This window comes from Amycolatopsis sp. NPDC004625 (assembly GCF_040609695.1).
In the GTDB taxonomy this organism is placed as follows: Bacteria; Actinomycetota; Actinomycetes; order Mycobacteriales; family Pseudonocardiaceae; genus Amycolatopsis.
In genome coordinates this window covers 61,286-79,859 of the sequence record NZ_JBEXKX010000002.1, presented here as the reverse complement: position 1 = coordinate 79,859, position 18,574 = coordinate 61,286, and the positions used below count along the sequence as shown (strand labels likewise).

12 protein-coding genes and 1 pseudogene are annotated in these 18,574 nt (G+C 67.8%); 5 read left to right on the top strand and 8 right to left on the bottom strand.

What is annotated here, in order from left to right; translation table 11 throughout:
• Positions 1 to 62: 62 nt before the first annotated feature.
• Together ABZW17_RS02155 and ABZW17_RS02150 are read right to left on the bottom strand one after the other, a co-directional pair.
• Positions 63 to 3,266, bottom strand: a complete 3,204-nt coding sequence (locus ABZW17_RS02155; protein ID WP_354808747.1) for an NACHT domain-containing protein — start codon at positions 3,264 to 3,266, stop codon at positions 63 to 65.
• 272 nt (positions 3,267 to 3,538) lie between these two features.
• Positions 3,539 to 4,297 (bottom strand): annotated as a pseudogene (locus ABZW17_RS02150) (alkaline phosphatase D family protein); the annotation flags it as partial.
• A 124-nt stretch (positions 4,298 to 4,421) separates the two neighbouring features.
• Between ABZW17_RS02150 and ABZW17_RS02145 the strand changes: the two are divergent.
• Positions 4,422 to 6,779: a penicillin acylase family protein gene (locus ABZW17_RS02145; protein ID WP_354808745.1), complete on the top strand. Its 2,358-nt coding sequence runs from the start codon at positions 4,422 to 4,424 to the stop codon at positions 6,777 to 6,779.
• Between the two features lie 183 nt (positions 6,780 to 6,962).
• On the opposite strand, the gene ABZW17_RS02140 is transcribed toward ABZW17_RS02145, so the two are convergent.
• The 3 genes from ABZW17_RS02140 to ABZW17_RS02130 are packed head-to-tail and all read right to left on the bottom strand — an operon-like array spanning position 6,963 to position 11,362.
• The gene (locus ABZW17_RS02140) at positions 6,963 to 9,266 is read right to left on the bottom strand and encodes a P-loop NTPase fold protein (RefSeq protein WP_354808743.1); all 2,304 of its coding nucleotides are present in this window, start codon (positions 9,264 to 9,266) and stop codon (positions 6,963 to 6,965) included.
• A gap of 54 nt (positions 9,267 to 9,320) precedes the next feature.
• Positions 9,321 to 9,710 (bottom strand): DUF4233 domain-containing protein, encoded by a 390-nt coding sequence (locus tag ABZW17_RS02135; RefSeq protein WP_354808741.1) that lies wholly within the window; start codon positions 9,708 to 9,710, stop codon positions 9,321 to 9,323.
• Entirely contained in the window at positions 9,707 to 11,362 is a 1,656-nt protein-coding gene (locus ABZW17_RS02130) for a folylpolyglutamate synthase/dihydrofolate synthase family protein (protein WP_354808739.1), read from the bottom strand. Before ABZW17_RS02130 ends, ABZW17_RS02135 begins: the two co-directional genes overlap by 4 nt.
• A 73-nt stretch (positions 11,363 to 11,435) precedes the next feature.
• Between ABZW17_RS02130 and ABZW17_RS02125 the strand changes: the two genes are divergently transcribed.
• Positions 11,436 to 12,071, top strand: a complete 636-nt coding sequence (locus ABZW17_RS02125) for a class I SAM-dependent methyltransferase (RefSeq protein WP_354808737.1) — start codon at positions 11,436 to 11,438, stop codon at positions 12,069 to 12,071.
• Between the two features lie 72 nt (positions 12,072 to 12,143).
• Positions 12,144 to 13,019, top strand: coding sequence for an SGNH/GDSL hydrolase family protein (locus ABZW17_RS02120; protein ID WP_354808735.1), 876 nt, complete (start codon positions 12,144 to 12,146; stop codon positions 13,017 to 13,019).
• Here ABZW17_RS02120 and ABZW17_RS02115 read toward each other — a convergent pair.
• Positions 13,003 to 13,779 (bottom strand): alpha/beta hydrolase, encoded by a 777-nt coding sequence (locus ABZW17_RS02115; protein WP_354808733.1) that lies wholly within the window; start codon positions 13,777 to 13,779, stop codon positions 13,003 to 13,005. The two genes, ABZW17_RS02120 and ABZW17_RS02115, sit on opposite strands and share 17 nt — an antisense overlap.
• A gap of 3 nt (positions 13,780 to 13,782) precedes the next feature.
• Positions 13,783 to 14,544, bottom strand: a complete 762-nt coding sequence (locus ABZW17_RS02110; protein WP_354808731.1) for an alpha/beta hydrolase — start codon at positions 14,542 to 14,544, stop codon at positions 13,783 to 13,785.
• Positions 14,545 to 14,631: 87 nt separating this feature from the next.
• On the opposite strand from ABZW17_RS02110, the gene ABZW17_RS02105 reads away from it, so the two are divergent.
• Positions 14,632 to 15,627: a LysR family transcriptional regulator gene (locus ABZW17_RS02105; RefSeq protein WP_354808729.1), complete on the top strand. Its 996-nt coding sequence runs from the start codon at positions 14,632 to 14,634 to the stop codon at positions 15,625 to 15,627.
• Here the strand turns inward: ABZW17_RS02105 and ABZW17_RS02100 are convergent.
• Positions 15,593 to 18,214: a valine--tRNA ligase gene (locus tag ABZW17_RS02100; protein WP_354808727.1), complete on the bottom strand. Its 2,622-nt coding sequence runs from the start codon at positions 18,212 to 18,214 to the stop codon at positions 15,593 to 15,595. The two genes, ABZW17_RS02105 and ABZW17_RS02100, sit on opposite strands and share 35 nt — an antisense overlap.
• A gap of 56 nt (positions 18,215 to 18,270) precedes the next feature.
• Between ABZW17_RS02100 and ABZW17_RS02095 the strand changes: the two genes are divergently transcribed.
• Positions 18,271 to 18,564 carry a hypothetical protein gene (locus ABZW17_RS02095; protein ID WP_354808725.1) on the top strand — a complete coding sequence of 98 codons (294 nt, stop codon included), beginning with the start codon at positions 18,271 to 18,273 and terminating at the stop codon, positions 18,562 to 18,564.
• Positions 18,565 to 18,574 lie beyond the last annotated feature (10 nt).

Below are 18,574 nucleotides of genomic sequence, written 5' to 3'. Positions count from 1 at the left end.
TGTTGACGCGCTCATGGTCGCCCACCAAGCGTCTCAATAGACTACATTACACCAAGCCGCTTTCAACTTTGAGTCTTCGTTTCGATGACCACTCTGGCGATTTCGTCCATAGTAGCCTCACTTAATGACCTTGTGAATCTCAATCTTTCCTGATCCACGCCAGACGCAGACTTGGACGCCTTCGGGTACATCCAGCCAACCAGAGTACTGGGAGTATTTGAGCGATTCAAGAAGACACCATTTGTACGATTTAACGATTCCGCAAGCGCTCCAAGGTCGGCCAACGTTTGGACAGCTTCGGGAGAAATAGACAGAACACCCTTCTTGCGAAGACTGATAACAGTCTCACGCAGAACCTGGTCGCTTCGTACCACAGTTAGGATCCCAACAATCTGCTCGTGACCGATGACACCTCGGATGCCGGCAACTACCGCCTTTGCCTTTTTCTCCGCACTAAAGTCTGCGACGACCCTCTTTGCCCACTGTAGAGCTGCCACGGCGGCGATCACTAATGCCAATAAGGCGAGTACTGCAAACATGATCAAAACGATCACGCTAATAACTCTGTCTGATTCCTTCGGCTCGCTACTCATTCCGAGCCAGCTTGAGATCAACGCTACTAGTAGTCCGAACAAAACAGCGGCACCCGCAAAGGGGAGCAACTGGATAGTGACTATTACGAATCCGACAATCTTATCAGCGAAGCTAAACTGATAAGCCGACCGAACCGACGGACTCCGATAAATGCTTTTGCGAGGGTCGCCGCCTGCCCTACGAGCGACGCTGGCCCGCTTGCCTTGTCCAAATTGGCGAGCACCTGCGCGATAAGTAATAACCACAGGAAGAACTGGCCACAATATTGGATTGACCGGCTCTTGCGCAATGACGCCTTCGAGGGCAAATATGGTCCAAGTCGACGCAATAACTACCCCTAGAATAAGAAGCAACTTCAGGTAGACGTCAGCTCCGTGCGCAATGATAATGATTGAAATTGCACCGAATGCCATTATCAGTCGTACTGAGACTCCGCTCCACAGACTATCTCGACTACGCTTCCCCGAAGTCAGACGTTGCGCCATCGACCGAATCTTCTGGATTATTTGTATTGTTTTCGACGTCGCCGCCCAGGAAACAGCGGGTGAAGCTACCATCATCATCAGCGAGAGACGGCTGAGCACCACATAGCTCAGACCGATAATGATAGGCACCATGCTACTTCCGTCAAAAATGGTGACACTTTCGGCCATCAGGAAGATGATCAGCCCGACACCGACTGAAAGAATAGCATCAATCGATGGCAATGCAATCAAGAGATTCAGTGACTTACTTAAACTATCGGATCCGTCGACTCTTGTCAGCCAAGCGCGTGTGACTGAGAGTTGTTGGCGCAGTTGTCCATCCGCCCACTGGGTTACCAGCCCTCGCAGAAGGTTGCTACGCAACTCCACCGGAACGCGGCTCATACGACCAGTTTGTCTATAAGCTTCTTCGCGAAGCATCGAGCTTGAGACACTGAAAGCTTTATTGAGAAGTTGTGTTCGGTGCTTGTCACGTAGAAGGCCCGCTGACTCTAAGGCCCATTTCTTGTCGTACCTTCTGCCATTGGACCATGCGGCATTGAGTACGCGAGCGATCTCTTTTACACTCAAAGTATAGTCAAGCCATTCAGCGCGCGCACCGCCAAGACCAGCGACCAGCAGACTGAAGACGTGAAGAAGCCCCGGCGGCCACGAAAAGTTGGCCTTTTCTGGCTCATTTTTGACCGATTTGACAATAAAATCACATGCGGCGTCGAGTAGCGGCTGAACAACAGCGCGTTCTTGCGTCTGAAGTATAGTAACTGCCGCCTCTCGCCAGTTCTGGTCTGTCAACAATTGGTCATTTGAGACCAGGTCAGGTTGCCGCAGAACCACGCATGTGGAGAAGTACTCCTGCACTCGTCGATGTGCGAAAGTAATCTTTTGTACACCTGGCTGGTCATCGACGGTTGCGGCGAGCTTCGAATAGACAAGGGCGTCAATAGCCTTCTCTACCTTGTCCGCAGGGAGACTCATGTACTCCACCAACAACGTCCTGTCGACCTCCAGGCCAGTCTTCAACGATGCCGACATATGAAACGATATCTGTTCGGCGACCCTCCTGACTTCAACTGACGTGACACCAAAACGTTGAGCGAAGCGGCTACTATCGCGCGATAGTCGACTACTTACATACCTGTCGAAAACCAAGTGCGGATTATCCGGAAATTTCTCCCGAACCTTCACATATTCGCATATTAGATTCAGAAATAGCGGAGTGCCAGCCAGTTCGACCATCAAAGTGTCTGCATTGGCAAGTCCGTGCAGCAGTTGTTGCTCGACGCTTTCCGGGAGATCCATTCGGCGAATCAAATTCTTTTGTCGTCGCGCATCTAATCGCACTACGCTAAAGCGCGGCCAGCCCAGACGATGAGGCCCGCGAAAGTCTCGGGATGCCAGCACGCCCCGACAGTTGCTCATTGTCGATAGGAAACCTTGAATTGCCTGCGCGTACAACTCAACCGTTGAGTCGGCCTCTGTCGAACTCAGGATCGCAGGAATCTCGTCGAAAGCATCGAACAGGAAGAGCCAATTTCCCTCCTCGATGCCACGATCGAACTCTCGACCAAGAAATTCGTCAACCGCACTGTTACCTTGATTGACAGCACTCATGACAAACTCGCGAACCGCGCGGGCATCAACTGCGCCCGCAGGACGGAACGACTTCAGGTTGACATAAAGAGGAACCACCGGAATCGACCGTCGGTTACGACGAGCACGCAAAGCCATTCGATAGGCTACATGGCGCATAGCAAAACTTTTTCCTGCGCCGGGTTCGCCTACCAATAGAATTTGCCGTTCGCCGCTTCGTTCTAGTGCGATCGACAGTGATTTGACCCGCCTAATAGATTTTTGTCGCCTGCCACGTATCCAGCGACTTCGACGGCGTCCCTCCATTTCCACCTGAGCTTCAAGTTCGGTATAGATTTCATCCCGCCAATCTTCCTTGTTCGCCAGACTGTCCAGGATTGAAATCAGATGCCGGGCAAAGTTATTGTATCTACTTTTTCTGCGCGCCTCGTCGCTTTTTTCGCGCAGTCGGTAGAAAAGTCCACTCATCGAGAGAAGAATGCCAAAGACTGCGGCGACAACGCTCGCCACCTTGTCAGCATTATCGAGGCTGAACAGACCGAAGTACACGGCTCCGCTGATCAGGGCGAACCCGGCGAGGACGATGACTACTCGCATTACTTTCCGCAAGCCAGACCCTCGATTCCACTAACGCGCGAGCCAGCGGCGACGCTGCACCCCACCGCTCCATCTTGTCTAAAGTCGCTTGCGGCGGTTCGGGTGTTTCACCAATCTGGAGCTCGATCTCGCGTTCCTAGTGCAAGAGGGGACGCCGCTGACCGTCGATCAGCGAACTACTCGCCCGCGCTACCTTCGCCGGGCGATTGAGTCGGGCAGTGAACACAGGTTCTTGCTGGTAGGGGCTGCTAGACTGTTGTGAGTTGACGCGCTTGGTGGTCATCCCACTGGACGTAGGACGGCACCTGCGCGGCAAAGCGCCTGAAGTTGTCGTCGAGCCGGTTGTAGGCGTGCTGGCCGCGGAACTCGTCCAGGGTCTCGGCGACCTTCGACTTCTCCGGGGTGACGACATTGCGCCAGGTCCGGCCGCCGGGCAGGGTGACCGTCTCGGTGAGCGGGCCGTCGGAGTACACCGTGTCGCCGCTGTGCAGGAACAGGTCCGGGCAGCGGGCGGCCATCGCGGAGAAGATCGTCATCCCGCCGAGGGCCGGGTTGATGCCCCAGTTCTGGCCGACGACGTCGCCCGACCACAGGATGCGCGCGCCGCGGCGGCCCACCGGCGCGGTGGCGAAGCGGCCGGTCAGCGGCTCGCTCGTGGCGCGTCCGTCGAGGGCTTCGGCGGTGACGCGGTAGTGGTACCCGGTGCCGGGCGCCAGCGCGGGGACGCGCACCCGGCCGGTGCCGCCGCTGTCCGGGCCCACCAGGGGGCCGGCGACGCGGCGGGCGTGCCGGAACGACGGGTCCCGCGCGATCTCGACGACCAGCCGCGACGGGCGGTCCGCGCGCGACCAGACGATCGCCGAGCCCGGCGTGACGTCGCCGGACTGGACGCCGTGGGTGAGCACCGGCCGGTCGCGGCGGACGAGCGGGACCGCGGCGAAGGCCGTCGACGGCACGACCAGGCCGGCGGCCACGGCGGAGGCGCCGGTGAGGCCGGCCTTGATGAGGGTGCGGCGGGAGTGTTCGGTCATGCGCGGTTTCTATCCCGCCGCGGCCAACGCCGGTTTGCGCGCGGATGAACGGATATCGGGGGTTTTCCCCCATCCCCGCGGTCATCGCCGTCGGTAGCGTGGTGATCACGACAAGGGGGTACGAATGACGCACATCCGCAAGGCGCTGGCCGTTCTGGCGGCCGCGCTGTCGGTCACCGCGCTGGGTACCGGCGTCGCGACGGCCGGCGAAGACAACGCGAGAGCCGTCCTGCGTTACACCGAGCACGGCATCCCGCACATCGTCGCCAAGGACTTCGCCGGCCTCGGCTACGGGTACGGCTACGCGGCGGCGACCGACAACGTCTGCGAGCTCGCGAAGATCTACGTCACGGTGAGCGCGCAGCGCTCGCGGTACTTCGGCCCGGACGGCGCGGGCTACCCGTCGCTGTCCGAGGCGAAGAACAACCTGCACAGCGACCTGTTCTTCCAGCAGCTCAACGACTCCGGCGTGGTCGACCGGCTCGTCGCGCAACCCGCGCCGCAGGGGCCGCGGCCCGAGGTCCGGCAGGTCGTGTCCGGCTATGTCAAGGGGTACAACGCCTTCCTGGCCCGCACCGGCCGGTCCGGGATCACCGACCCGGCCTGCCGCGGCGCGGACTGGGTCCGGCCGATCAGCGAACAGGACTTCTACCGGCACTTCTACGCCATCGCCGTCACCGGCGGCCTCGGCTTCGTCACCGAAGGGCTGTTCGCGACGCCGCCGTCCGGCACGGCGGCCGCGGGCCCGGGCACGGCCGCGCAGCTGTCCGCAAGCCTGCGCGACGGGCTCGGCAAGGGCGGCCTGGGCAGCAACGGCATCGCTGTCGGCAGCGACGGGACGGCGGCGGGCAAGGGCAGCGTGCTGCTCGGCAACCCGCACTACCCGTGGCAGGACGGACGGCGGTTCTGGCAGAGCCAGCTGACCATCCCGGGCCGGGTCGACGTGGCCGGGGCGAGCCTGCTCGGCATGCCGTTCGTGATGATCGGGCACACCGCCGACGCGGCCTGGACGCACACGGTGTCGACGCCGGTCACGTTCGGCCTGTTCGAGGTGCCGCTGACGCCCGGCGACCCGACGACCTACCTCGTCGACGGCAAGGCCGAGAAGATGACCTCCCGCGACGTCACGGTCCAGGTGCGCCAGGCTGACGGTTCGCTGAAGCCGGTCCGCCGGACCTTCTGGGCCACGCGGTACGGGCCGGTGCTCGACGACGTCGGCGGGTTCCCGGTGCCGTGGACGGCGAAGTCGGCGTACGCGCTGCGCGACGCCAACGCGACCAACATGCGCGGGCTCAACACGTGGTTCGAGCTCGACCAGGCCCGCAGCACGGCCGACATCGTCCGCACGCTGAGCCGCACCCAGGGCGTGCCGTGGGTCAACACGATCGCCACCGACCGGGCGGGCAACGCACTCTACGCCGACATCCAGGTCGTCCCGCACGTCACCGACGAACTGGCCGCGGCGTGCAGCACACCGGTGGGGCGGGAGACCTTCGCCGCCGACGGACTGCCCATTTTGGACGGTGGGAAGTCGTCGTGCCAGTGGGGTTCCGACCCGGGCGCAGTGGAACCGGGGCTCTTCGCGCCGTCGAGGCTGCCGCAGCAGCAGCGCCGGGACTACGAGCTGAACACCAACGACAGCGCGTGGCTCGCGAACGCCCGCGCGCCGATCACCGGCTACCCGCGGATCGTCGGCGACCAGGCCACCGAGCGCAACCCGCGGACCCGGGAGGCGCTGCTCACGGCCGAAAAGGGCGGGTTCAGCACGGACTCGATGAAGAAGATGCTCTTCACCGACCACAGCCTGCTCGCCGACCTCGCGGCGGCGGACCTGGCGAAGCTGTGCGCGTCCTTCCCGGGCGGGCAGGCGCCGTCGTCGTCGGGCCCGGTGCCGGTCGGGCCGGCGTGCACCGCACTGGCCAACTGGGACCACACGTATGCGCTCGACAGCCGGGGTTCCCTGCTGTTCCAGCGGTTCGCCGTCCGGCTCGGCGGCCTGCCCCGGTTCACCGTGCCCTTCGACCCGAAGGCGCCGCTGAACACGCCGAACACGCTCAACGTCGGCAACGCCGACATCCGGAAGGCGTTCGGGGACGCGATCGCGGAACTGCGGGCGGCGGGCCTCGCCCCGGACGCGCGGCTGCGCGACGGCCAGTCCGTCACCCGGAACGGCGAACGCATCCCGATCCACGGCGCGCAGGGCTTCCTCGGCGTGCTCAACGTGATGACGCCGGCGTGGGACCCGGCCCACGGCAACACCGAGGTCGTGCACGGCTCCAGCTACATCCAGGTGGTCGGGTTCGGCGAGCGCGGGTGCCCGGACGCCTCGACGGTGCTGACGTACTCGCAGTCGGCCAATCCGAATTCGCCGTACTTCAGCGACCAGACGAAGCTCTACAGCCGCGGTGAGTGGGTGAAGGAACGGTTCTGCGAGGCCGACGTCCTGCGCTCCCCCGCACTGCGGGTGGTCGTGCTCCGCTGACGTCACGCCCCGGAGGGTCGGTTCGCGTACTGGGGCGGTCGGCTCGCGTACTGGGGCGGTCGGTTCGCGTACCGGGGTGGTCGGCTCGCGTACTGGGGCGGTCGGCTCGCGAACCGACCCTCCACGTACGCGAACCGACTGCCTGGGTACGCGAGCCGACCGGCGGGGTACGGGCGCCGACGGTCAGGCCGGCCGGGCCACCCCCGTCACGGGCTCTCCCGCGCACTGCCGGATCCTGGCGGCCGTCAACGGGCCGCCCAGCGCCGAGGTGAACACCTCGCGCACCGGCGCCGACGTCGCCACATCGTGCAGGTCCGCGGGGAAGTGGTCGGCCACCAGGATGGGCTGCAGGACCCCGGCGACGGCGTCGGGGCAGCCCTCCAGGTGGTCGAACAGGCTCGGCCAGCGCATCCGCACGATGCTCCACAACGCCAGCGTGTCCCGGCTCGGCGTGTTCCCTTCGAGCGTGCGGACGCACCGGAAGATGCTGTAGGTGTTGAAGAAGTGCTTCATGCCCCGGGGATTCTCGCCGAGCAGCGGGCGGAACTTCCGGAGTTCGTGTTCGGTTCGCTCGACGACCTCCGGTTGCAGGAGCGCCATCGCCGCGTCACCGGCGACCGCGGCCTTCGCCGCCGGAGACGCCTCCGCCACCAAGTCGAGGATTTCGCTTTCCCGACCCTGGCCCTCGCGCAGCTGCCGGCGCAGGTTCGCCGTCTCGGCGATCGTCGCGTTCTCGTCCGAGCTGCCGATGCGCAGAAGCCGGTCGACATAGCGCTGCTGCTTCGCTTCGGTGAGCAGGGGCATGCGGACCGTCAGCTGGAAGATCTTGTCCAGGAACAGGTAACCCAGCGGCTTGCCCGGCAACGCAACGCAGTCGTCGAAGGTTTCGTAGGTCCGCTCGTAGCTCTTCCGCAGCCAGGCGCCATCGGCCGCGACGACGAAGAACGGCGCCGGCACGTCACGCACCCCGGCCCGGCGTGGTGCGTCGCGGAACAGGGTCTGGACGGTGTCCAGCAGGTCCACGACCTGGGCGTGCGCGCAGCGGTCGAGGTCGTCGACGAAGAAGACGACCGGCTTGCGGGCCTGGCCGAGCAGCCAGGAGAAGTGTGCCGAGACCTCGTGCAGCGGGTTGGTACCGGACTGTTCGAACAGCTTCGCGCCGCGGGCGGAGTTCCACAGCAGGAACCGGCTCGCCACGAGCGCCCCCGCCCACAGCGGGATCAGCGCCCCGGCGACCGCGGTGACGACCTTCGCCGCGGCGCCCCACTGGTCCGACGTACCCTCCCGCGGCCAGAGCCACATCGCGATCACGCCGGCCAGCACCAGCAGGACGGCGACGGCGGCGACGTACGGGCCGCCCGTCCGTCGGACCCGTTCGAAGATCTCCTTGATCCGCAGGGCTTTCCGGCGCCACCACCCGAGGTCGCCGGCGATCGCTTCCCGCGCGGCGGTCAGCAGGAACCACCACGGGTGCGCGAGCCGGGCCTGGCGCCAGGCGTCGAACTCGACGACGAGGAAGTCCGGTTCGAGGCGTTCGCGCAGGAACTTGAGCAGGGTGCTCTTCCCGGTTCCCCACCGGCCGTCGAGGTGGACCAGGAAAGACGACTCGGGCCGCTCGGCGGCGATCCGGGCCAGGCGGTTGCGGACGACGGTCGCGAGGACCCTGCGGTCGAGGAGGTCGTAGTCGGCCGGTGCGTCGCTGAGCCAGTCGACGTCCGAGTCCGGCGGATCGTCCACTGTCACCTCGGCGACGATCGACGCCTCGGCCTGCACCGCCACCGGCAAACTCGCCGTTTCTCCCAACCTCCCGGCGATCTCGAGGTCGTGCACCCGGCCTCGCCGGTAGGTGGTCGGCTGCTGACGGGCGGTCCGGGCGTGCTCGACCAGGTAGTCGGCGAATTCGTTCCCGGTCACGACGCCGTTCCCGTCGAGATCGGCTGCGCCGGTCCGGAGTCCCTTGACCACCGAATCGGTCAGTACCCCCACGGACCCGCCGGGCCCGTCCCGGGTCTCCTGGTAGGCGTCGGTGGCCGCGATCACCAAGATCGTCGCCAAGAACTGCCCCGACGTCTCCAGGGCCGCCATGAACGAGCCCGAATAGCAGAAGTCGAGAACGATCACCAGCCTGCGACAGCGGCTGTTCTCCACGCAGTCGTGGACGAAGTCGGCGCTCAGCGCGGTGTTCACCAGCATGTGCAGATCGGTGTCAGCGACGGCCAGGTAGGTTTTCGCGGCCACGAACCCGTCTCCGGAGAAGTAGAGCAACAGGTCGTCGTCGGGTTCGGCATCGGAGAAGAACCACGAAATGCGGCCTTTGACCTCACTCAGGGGCGCGTTGACGAGGCGATCGATCTCGTCGAACCCTCCGATGCCGGGATCACGGAGGACGTCGTGCAGGCCCGGGGTGTCGACCTCGATCGGCCCCGACTTCTCGAGCGACGGGTGCTCGTACGACGTGGTGCTGATGAGCAGGGCTTTCCTGGCCAAGAGTCACTCCCATCGACGATCCCCCTCAGGGAGTCGCACGACGGGAGCGAAGTGTCACGGCTGGGGCTGCTGGCTCGCCAGCGTCCCCGCCGCCAGCCGGCGGGCGACGTCGCGGCGCAGCCACAGCAGCCACAGCCACACCGCCAGGAAGATCACGCCCAGCACCGCGATCGCCGGCAGCCAGAACACCAGGGCGATCAGCACCCCCTGCAGCACCAGGATCACCGGGACCGCCCACGGGCGCTTGACGAACCCGCACGTCACGATCAGCAGCGCCGCCACCGCGATGACCGTCCACCCCGTGCCCGTCGAGATGCCGCCGCCGAGCTTGTTCACCACCGGCAACGCCAGGGCGACCGTGATCGCCTCCATGATCAGCGTTCCGGACATCACGCCGCGGAACCCCTTCATCGGGTCCTTGGGCTTCTGCGCGGGCGACGTCACGCCGGCTCCTTCCCGAACAGCGTGCGAGCCTCGCCCGCGGTGACCACCGAACCCGTCACCAGCACGCCGCCGCCCGACAGGGGTTCCTCCGGGTCGTCGTTGGTCTCGACCAGCGCGATCGCCGTCTCGATCGCCGTCTCCAGGTCCGTTTCGGCGACCACGCGGTCCTCGCCGAACACCGAGATCGCGAGCTCGTTCAGCTCCTCCAGCGGCATCGACCGCGGCGAGGAGTTGCGCGTCACGACGATGTCCGACACCACCGGTTCCAGCGCGTCGAGGATGCCGAGCGCGTCCTTGTCGGCCATCACCCCGACCACCGCGACCAGGCGGCGGAAGGCGAACTCCTCGGACACCGTCGTCGCGAGCGCGCGGGCGCCGTGCGGGTTGTGCGCCGCGTCGAGCAGGACCGTCGGCGCCGAGCGGACGCGCTCGAGCCGGCCCGGGGTCTCGACCTCGGCGAACGCCTCGCGCACCGCCTCGACGACCAGCTGCTTGTCCTTGCCCGCGCCGAAGAACGCCTCGACCGCGGCCAGCGCCAGCGCGGCGTTCGCGGCCTGGTGGGCGCCGTGCAGCGGGAGGAAGATCTCGTCGTACACGCCGCCGAGGCCCTGCAGCTTCAGCAGCTGCCCGCCGACGGCGATCTCCTTTTCGAGCACGCCGAACTCGCTGCCCGCGCGGGCCACCGCGGCGTCGACCTCGACCGCGCGCGCCAGCAGCACCTTCAGCACCTCGGGGTCCTGCTCGGCGATCACCGCGACCGAGCCGGGCTTGATGATGCCCGCCTTCTCGCGCGCCGCGCTCACCGCGTCGGGCCCCAGGTACTCGACGTGGTCGAGGCCGATCGGGGTGATCACGGCGACGTCGGCGTCCGCGACGTTCGTGGCGTCCCAGGCGCCGCCCAGGCCCGCTTCGAGCACCGCGGCCTCGACCGGGGCGTCGGCGAACGCGGCGAACGCCATCCCGGTGAGGATCTCGAACTTGCTCAGCTCGACGCCGTCCGCCGACGCACCGTCCACCATGGACACGTACGGCGCGATGTCGTGCCACAGCTCGGCGTAGCGCGCGGCGGAGATCGGCCGGCCGTCGAGCGCGATCCGCTCGGTGACCAGCTGCAGGTGCGGGCTCGTGTAGCGGCCGACGCGCAGGCCCATCCGGGTCAGCAGCGCGTCGATCATCCGGGCCGTCGAGCCCTTGCCGTTCGTGCCGGCGACGTGCAGCACCGGGTAGCCGCGGTTGGGCTCGCCCAGCAGCTGCGTCAGCGCCGAAATGCGGGTCAGCGACGGCTCGATCTTCGTCTCCGGCCAGCGCTGGTTGAGCTCGGCCTCGACGGCCATCAGCTCGCGCCGCGCCTCGGGGCCGTCCGGGTCGCCGTACACGGTCTGCTCGCCCTGGTCGTCGAGCTCGTGCAGCTCGGTGTCCTCGGGCACGGTCAGGTCGGGTACCGGACCGGTGGCGAGGTTGTCGCCGAGCTGGCCGACCCCGCCGATCCCGCCGCGCGAGCCGCCGCCGGCTTCGAACGCGGTGTCGCGGACGTCCAGCTCCGGGTCGTGGTCGTCGGACTCCTCGTACCCCGACGTCCCCAGTTCGTCGACGCCCGCGAAGCTGTCCAGATCCGACAGGTCCGGCCTGCGACCTGTCTCATCCTGCGGCACTGAATCTCCTCCGGCCTGGGGTTTCGCACTTGCCTTCCGAGTCTACGTGCGTGGCCGGTGGCACTCTCGACGCATGCCGTTCAACCACAACGACCACTACCACCCGCTGCTGCTGGACCTGCTGCCGCCGGGGCCGGGGATCGCGCTGGACGTCGGCTGCGGCACCGGCCGGTTCGCCCGGCGGCTGGCCGCGACCGGGATGGCGGTGGAGGCGGTCGACGTCTCGGCGGCGATGGTCGAGGCGGCGGCCGGGCTGGGGTCGCCGGGGCCCGGCGAGATCGTCTACCGGCAGGCCGACGTCACCACCGACGCCCTGCCCGAGGCCCACTACGACTACATCTCGTGCCTCGCCTCGCTGCACCACATGCCGTTCGGAACGGTCGCCAAGCTGCGCCGCGCGCTGGTGCCGGGCGGGGTCCTCGCGGTGCTCGGCCTGGCCCGGCCGAGCACCCCCGCGGACTGGGCGCTGGCCCTCGCGGCGGTCCCGGTCAACGCGCTCGCGCGGCTGGTCGTCTACGCCGGCGAGCGGCTGAACGGTGGCGCCGAGGACGGCCCGAAGGCCCCCGTCTTCGACGACTACCCGACGCTGGCCGAGCTGCGCCGCGAGTCGGCCCGGCTGCTGCCGGGGAGCACGGTCCGGCCGTTGCTGTTCTGGCGCACCTTGATCACTTACCGTGAGCAGGGCGACGGTGACCCGACTGGCGGGTGAAGTCCGGCCCCTCGACCCCCGGGGCTCGCTAGATGTGGTGGCAGCAGTTCCACCAGCGAGAACGGGGTCTCCATGCGCATCACCCGGCTGCTCACCGCGGTCGTCGTCCCGGCAGCCCTCCTGCTGCCGGCGTCGGCCGGCACCGCCGCCGCGGCACCCGTCGGCAGCTACGTCGCCCTCGGCGACTCCTACACCTCCGGGCCGTTCATCCCGGTCCAGCGGCTCGACCCGATCGGCTGCGCGCGGTCGACGGCGAACTACCCCTCGGTGGTGGCCGCGGCCCTGCACCCCGGCCGGTTCACCGACGTCAGCTGCGCGGGCGCGGACACCACGGACCTGACCCGGCCGCAGAGCGTGCCCGCCGGCGGCACCAACGCCCCGCAGCTGGACGCCCTCCGGTTCGACACCGGCCTCGTCACGCTCGGCATGGGCGGCAACGACTACGGCGTGTTCGGCACGCTGACTTCGACGTGCCCGGCGCTGCGCGCGAGCAACCCGGCCGGCAACCCGTGCGAAGAGCACTTCAGTTCCAGCGGCACGGACACGCTGTCGGCGGCGCTCGACAACATCGGCCCACGGGTGGAGGCGGCGCTCGCGGCGATCCACGAGCGCTCGCCCCGCGCGCGGGTGCTGGTGGTCGGCTACCCGCGGATCCTGCCCGAGCAGGGCTACTGCCCGGACGTGCTGCCGTTCGCCGACGGCGACTACGCGTGGCTGAACGGCATCGAGGAGAAGCTGAACCTGATGCTGTCCGACGCCGCGGACGCGGACGGGAAGGCCGAGTTCGTCGACACCTTCGGCCCGTCACGCGGCCACGACGCCTGCGCGCGCGGCGGCGCGGCGTGGATCAACGGCCAGCACCAGAACGTCTTCGCCGCGGCCGCCTACCACCCGGTCCAGGCCGGGATGGCCGGCGTGGCCGCGGTGGTGCTCAAGGCGCTGAGCTGACGAAGTCCAGCACGATCCGGGCGAACTCGTCCGGCCGTTCGGCCGGGGCACCGTGCCCCGCGTCGAGCTCGGCGGCGCGCGCGTCCGGGATCGCGGCGAGCAGCTCGCGCTGCTGATCCGCGGTGACGATCCGGTCGTGCGCGCTGCCGAGCACCAGCACCGGAGCGGTGATCCGGTGCAGGACCGGCCGCAGGTCGACGGCGCGGTCGGTCTCGATCTGGCGGTCCGCGCCGGGCTGGATCACCGTTTCGAGGGTCTTGACCAGCTGTTCGTTGCTCTCCGCGGTGGCCTGGTCCCAGTAGCCCGGGCCGAAGGCCATCAGCGGGAGCATGCGCGCGAAGGTCCCGGTGGCGAGCAGGTCCAGCCAGTAGCGGAACTCGGCGTCCTGCCGGGTGTCGGTGACCGGCCAGGCGGCGTGCAGGACGGCTTTCCGGACGCGGTCCGGGCGGGTGCCGGCCAGGTGGGCCGCGACGACCCCGCCGAGCGAGTGCCCGACGACGTCGGCGGTGGCGAACCCGGCGTGGTCCAGGACGGCGGCCGCCTGGGCGGCGAGGGCGTCGACGGTGATCGGGCCGCCGTCGTCGGTGGTCAGGCCGGAGCCGGGGAAGTCGGGGGCCAGGACGGTGAAGCCGGTCGCGAGGGCCGTCAGCGGGCCCCACTGTTCGCGGGACGCGGCGGTGCCGTGCAGCAGGAGCAGCGCGGGGCCGGCACCGGTCCGGTCGTAGTGGACAACGGTGTTTCCGAGGGTCGTTTTCGGCATCGTTCAGGCGATCTCTCGAAGGGCGGCGGTGAAGGCGCGCGGGTTTTCCTGGTGCGGCACGTGCCCGCAGCCGGCGAGGACGTGCACGCGCGCGCCGGGCGTCTCGGCGGCGCAACTGCGCGGCACCTCAAGGGGGATTTCGGCGTCGAGCTCGCCGTGCAGGTAGGTGATCGGGGGTTTGAGGTCCCCGAGCCGCGGCCGCGGGTCGTAGGTGGTGCATTCGGTGAACAGTTCGTCGATGTAGACGCCGGAGTCGAGCAGCTGCCGGACCGTCCAGTCGACGAGCCCGCGCGCGGTGCCGGGGGCGAACCAGTTCGGCACCCAGCCTTCGAGCGTGCCCACCCGGTCGTCGACGAGCCGGTTCCGCAGGTCGTGGACCTTGTCGAGCATGCCGGTGCTGGGCCAGTACCCGGGACTGTCGACGGCGACGACGCGTTCGACGAGGTCCGGCCGGGCCAACGCCAGCTCGGTGGCGAAGACCCCGCCGATGCTGGAGCCGACGACGGTGGGGGTGATGTCCAGCGTTTCGATGGTGTGCACGAGGTCGGCGGTGATCCGGGCGAGGGTGTTGCCCTCGGCGGGGTGGTCCGAGCGGCCGCACCCGCGCCAGTCGAGGGTGACGACGCGGTGGTCGCGGACGAGATCGGGCAGGCAGGACTGCCAGACGCGGCCGCTGGTCCCCCAGCCGTGCAGGAGCAGCAGCGCGGGGCCGGTGCCGGCGTCTTCGTAGTGGAGGCGGGTTCCGCCGACGTCCATGAAGGGCATGAGCTGAGCCTGGCCTGCGGGCGCGCGTGTTTCGATGGCCGAAGCGCTCGTACACTGATCACGAATCCTGATGAATGGGGCGGGCCGGTGGAGCTGCGGCAGCTGAGGTACTTCGTGACGGTGGCCGAGGAGCTGCACTTCGGCCGCGCGGCCGAGCGGCTGCACATCGTCCAGCCGGCGGTGAGCCAGCAGATCCGGCGGCTGGAGCGGGAGCTGGGGGTGGCGTTGCTGTCGCGCACGACGCGGAGTGTTTCGTTGACGGAGGCGGGACAGCGGTTCCTGCCGGAGGCGCGTGCGGTGCTGGCGGCGACTCGGCGGGCGGCGGACTCGGTGGTGCCGTTCCGGCCTGGCGGCGGTTCGGTCCGGCTGGGGACGAGCGAGGGGTTGGGTGACCGGCTGGACGCGTTGCTCCGGGGTTTCGCGCGCCTTTGCCCGTCGGCCGCGCTGGAGTTGCTTCACGCGCCCACGCTCGAACGGCTGCAGCGGGTGCGGGACGGGTCCCTCGACGCGACCATCGTCCGGGGTTCCTGGCCTTCGTCCGGGCTCGATTTCACTCCCTTGTGGATGGACGAGGTCTGGGTCGCGCTGCCGGCCTCGCATCCCTTGGCCGAGGAGGAGGTTGTCTCGTTCGCTTCGCTGGCGTCGCTTCCCGCGCGGCTGAGTGCGCCTTCGCGGAATCAGCCGTTGTACGACTTGGTGGTGTCTTCGTGCCGGGAGGCGGGGTTCGAGCCGTTGCTCGGGAAGGAGTTCACGACCGCGCAGGACACGTTGGGGACACTGGGGTTCGGACGTCCACAGTGGACGGTGTTCTACCGGGCGCACGCGAACCTGCTGCCGGTGCCGGGGGTGGTGTTCCGGCCGCTGGCGAACCCGGTGCCGCGGATGCAGACCTACTTGGCAACACCCTCGGACCGGCGGTTGACGCCGGAGCTGGTGGCGTTGATCGAAGCCGCGCAGGCGACTGAGCAGCCCCCGTTTTCCACGCTACCGGAGGGGTACGACAAAGCCCGGCGCTCCGAAGCGGAACGCCGGGCTGCTGTCCACAACCTCAGGAAGCCGGCAGCGCCGCCAGCCGGGCCGTGATGCGGTCGATGTCCGCCACCGCCGTCTCGCGGCGGGTCTTGATCTTGGCCACCACCGGCTCCGGGGCCTTCGCGATGAATGCCTCGTTCCCCAGCTTCGCCTCGGTCTGCGACAGCTCCTTCTCCGCCGCCGCGAGGTCCTTCTGGAGCCGCTTGCGCTCGGCCGCCACGTCGACCGTGCCCGACAGGTCCAGCTCCACCGTCACCACGCCGGCCGCCAAGGCCACTTCCAGGGACGCGCTCGCCGCGAACTCGGGAGCCGGCTCGGTCAGGCGGACCAGCGAACGGATCGCCGATTCGTGGCCGCCCTCGTAGCCCTGCAGGCGGGCCGCCACCTTCTGGCCCGGCTTCAGGCCCTGGTCCGCGCGGAACCTGCGGATCTCCGTCACCAGCTTCTGGACGTCCGCGATCCGGGCGTCCGCCGCGGCATCCGCGTAGCCCTCGAACGGAACCGGCCATGCGGCGACGACCAGAGAAGCGCCACCCGTCAGCGCCGTCCAGAGCTTCTCCGTGATGAACGGGACGAACGGGTGCAGCAACCGCAGCACCGTGTCCAGCACGTGCCCGAGCACGGCGCGAGTCGCGGAAACCCGCGAGTCATCCCCTTGGTACAGCTGGACCTTCGCCAGCTCCAGGTACCAGTCGCACAGCTCGTTCCACGTGAACTGGTAGAGCGCGCCCGCCACCTTCGCGAACTGGAAGTCCTCGAACAGGCCGTCCACTTCGGACACCAAGGCGCCGAGCCGTCCGAGGATCCAGCGGTCCGCCTCGGTCAGGTCGGTGGCAGGCGGCAGGTCGGAAGCGACCGAGGCGCCGTTCATCATCGCGAACTTCGTCGCGTTCCACAGCTTCGTGCAGAAGTTGCGGGAGCCCGCCGCCCACTCGTCGGCCAAGGCCATGTCGGCGCCCGGATTCGCGCCGCGGGCCAGGGTGAACCGGGTCGCGTCCGCGCCGTAGGCGTCCATCCACTCCAGCGGGTCGATCACGTTCCCGCGGGACTTCGACATCTTCTTGCCCTGCGCGTCGCGGATCAGGCCGTGCAGGTACACGTGGTCGAACGGCTGGACCCCGTCCATCTGGTGCACGCCGAACATCATCATCCGGACGACCCAGAAGAACAGGATGTCGTAGCCCGTGGACAACACGCTGGTCGGGTAGAACTTCGCCAGGTCGTCCGAAGACGACGGCCACCCCAGCGTCGACATCGGCCACAGGCCCGAGGAGAACCACGTGTCCAGGACGTCCGGGTCCTGCGTCCAGCCCTCGCCCGACGGCGGCTGCTCGTCCGGGCCGACGCACACGACTTCGCCGTCCGGGCCGTAGTACACCGGGATGCGGTGGCCCCACCACAGCTGGCGCGAGATCGTCCAGTCGTGCATGTTGTCGACCCAGTCGAAGTACCGCTTGCCCAGCTCCGGCGGGTGGATCTTCGTGCGGCCGTCGCGGACCGCGTCGCCGGCCAGCTTGGCCAGCTCCTCGACCTTGACCCACCACTGCAGCGACAGCCGCGGCTCGACCACCGTGTCACACCGTGAGCAGTGCCCCACCGCGTGCACGTACGGCCGCTTCTCGGCGACGATCCGGCCGGCCTCCCGCAGCGCGGCGACGACCGCCGGGCGCGCCTCGAAGCGGTCGAGGCCCTCGAACGGCCCCGGCGCGGTGATCTCGGCGCGCTCGTTCATGATCGTCAGCATCGGCAGGTCGTGGCGGCGGCCGATCTCGAAGTCGTTCGGGTCGTGCGCCGGGGTGACCTTCACCGCACCCGTGCCGAACTCCGGGTCGACGTGCTTGTCGGCCACGATCGGGATGCGGCGGCCGGTCAGCGGCAGCTCGACCTCGGTGCCGACCAGGTGCGCGTACCGCTCGTCGTCCGGGTGGACGGCGACCGCGGTGTCGCCCAGCATCGTCTCCGCGCGGGTGGTGGCCACCACGATCGCGTTGTCGCCGTCGCCGTAGCGGATCGACACGAGCTCGCCGTCGTCGTCGCTGTGGTCGACCTCGATGTCCGACAATGCCGTCTGGCAGCGCGGACACCAGTTGATGATCCGCTCGGCGCGGTAGATCAGGCCCTCGTCGAAGAAGTTCTTGAACACCGTCTGGACGGCCTTCGACAGGTTCTCGTCCATCGTGAAGCGCTCACGCGACCAGTCGACGCCGTCGCCGAGGCGCTTCATCTGGCCGAGGATCTTGCCGCCGTACTCGGCCTTCCACTCCCAGACGCGCTCGACGAACTTCTCGCGGCCCAGGTCGTGGCGCGAAAGCCCCTCGCCGGCCAGCTGCCGCTCGACGACGTTCTGCGTCGCGATGCCGGCGTGGTCCATGCCCGGCAGCCACAGCACCTCGTAGCCCTGCATGCGACGGCGGCGGCTCATCGCGTCCATCAGCGTGTGGTTGAGGGCGTGGCCCATGTGCAGCGAACCGGTCACGTTCGGCGGCGGCAGTACGATCGAGAACGGCGGCTTCCCCGACGAGGCGTCGGCCGTGAAGTACCCGGCCGCTACCCAGCGGTCGTACATCGGGGCTTCCTCGGCGGCCGGGTCCCAGGCACCCGGAAGGTCGGTGGTCTGCTGCGGAGCGTTCTCGGTCACAATGGACAAGTCTACGAACCCGTCACCGCGGGTCACCCAGGGGGAAGGCACTCGGGATGGCAGAGCCTCAGCAGCCGCAGGATCCGGACGACCGGCGCCTCGAGACGCACCCGGACCTGATGAACCCGGACTGGCAGAAGTACGCCGAGCGGGACGCCTGGCTGGGCGCGAAGAAAGACCTGAAGAAACGCCGCAAGCGCGAGGGCCGCGCGAGCGGCCACCGGCAGCCGGGGCACAGCCGCTGGCCGGGCGTGCTGGCCCTGCTCATCGTGGTCGCGCTGGTCGCGGCGGCGATCATCGTGCACCAGATCCAGGGCGTCGGCGTGAACGAGTTCGCGTACTTCGGGTAACACCCGTCCC

Bases quoted from the DNA above. Each gene is read 5' to 3' on its own strand.
- ABZW17_RS02145 (WP_354808745.1), top strand. From the start codon at position 4,422: ATGACGCACATCCGCAAGGCGCTGGCCGTTCTGGCGGCCGCGCTGTCG.
- ABZW17_RS02125 (WP_354808737.1), top strand. From the start codon at position 11,436: ATGCCGTTCAACCACAACGACCACTACCACCCGCTGCTGCTGGACCTG.
- ABZW17_RS02155 (WP_354808747.1), bottom strand. From the start codon at position 3,266: ATGCGAGTAGTCATCGTCCTCGCCGGGTTCGCCCTGATCAGCGGAGCC.
- ABZW17_RS02095 (WP_354808725.1), top strand. From the start codon at position 18,271: ATGGCAGAGCCTCAGCAGCCGCAGGATCCGGACGACCGGCGCCTCGAG.
- ABZW17_RS02110 (WP_354808731.1), bottom strand. From the start codon at position 14,544: ATGCCCTTCATGGACGTCGGCGGAACCCGCCTCCACTACGAAGACGCC.
- ABZW17_RS02120 (WP_354808735.1), top strand. From the start codon at position 12,144: ATGCGCATCACCCGGCTGCTCACCGCGGTCGTCGTCCCGGCAGCCCTC.
- ABZW17_RS02115 (WP_354808733.1), bottom strand. From the start codon at position 13,779: ATGCCGAAAACGACCCTCGGAAACACCGTTGTCCACTACGACCGGACC.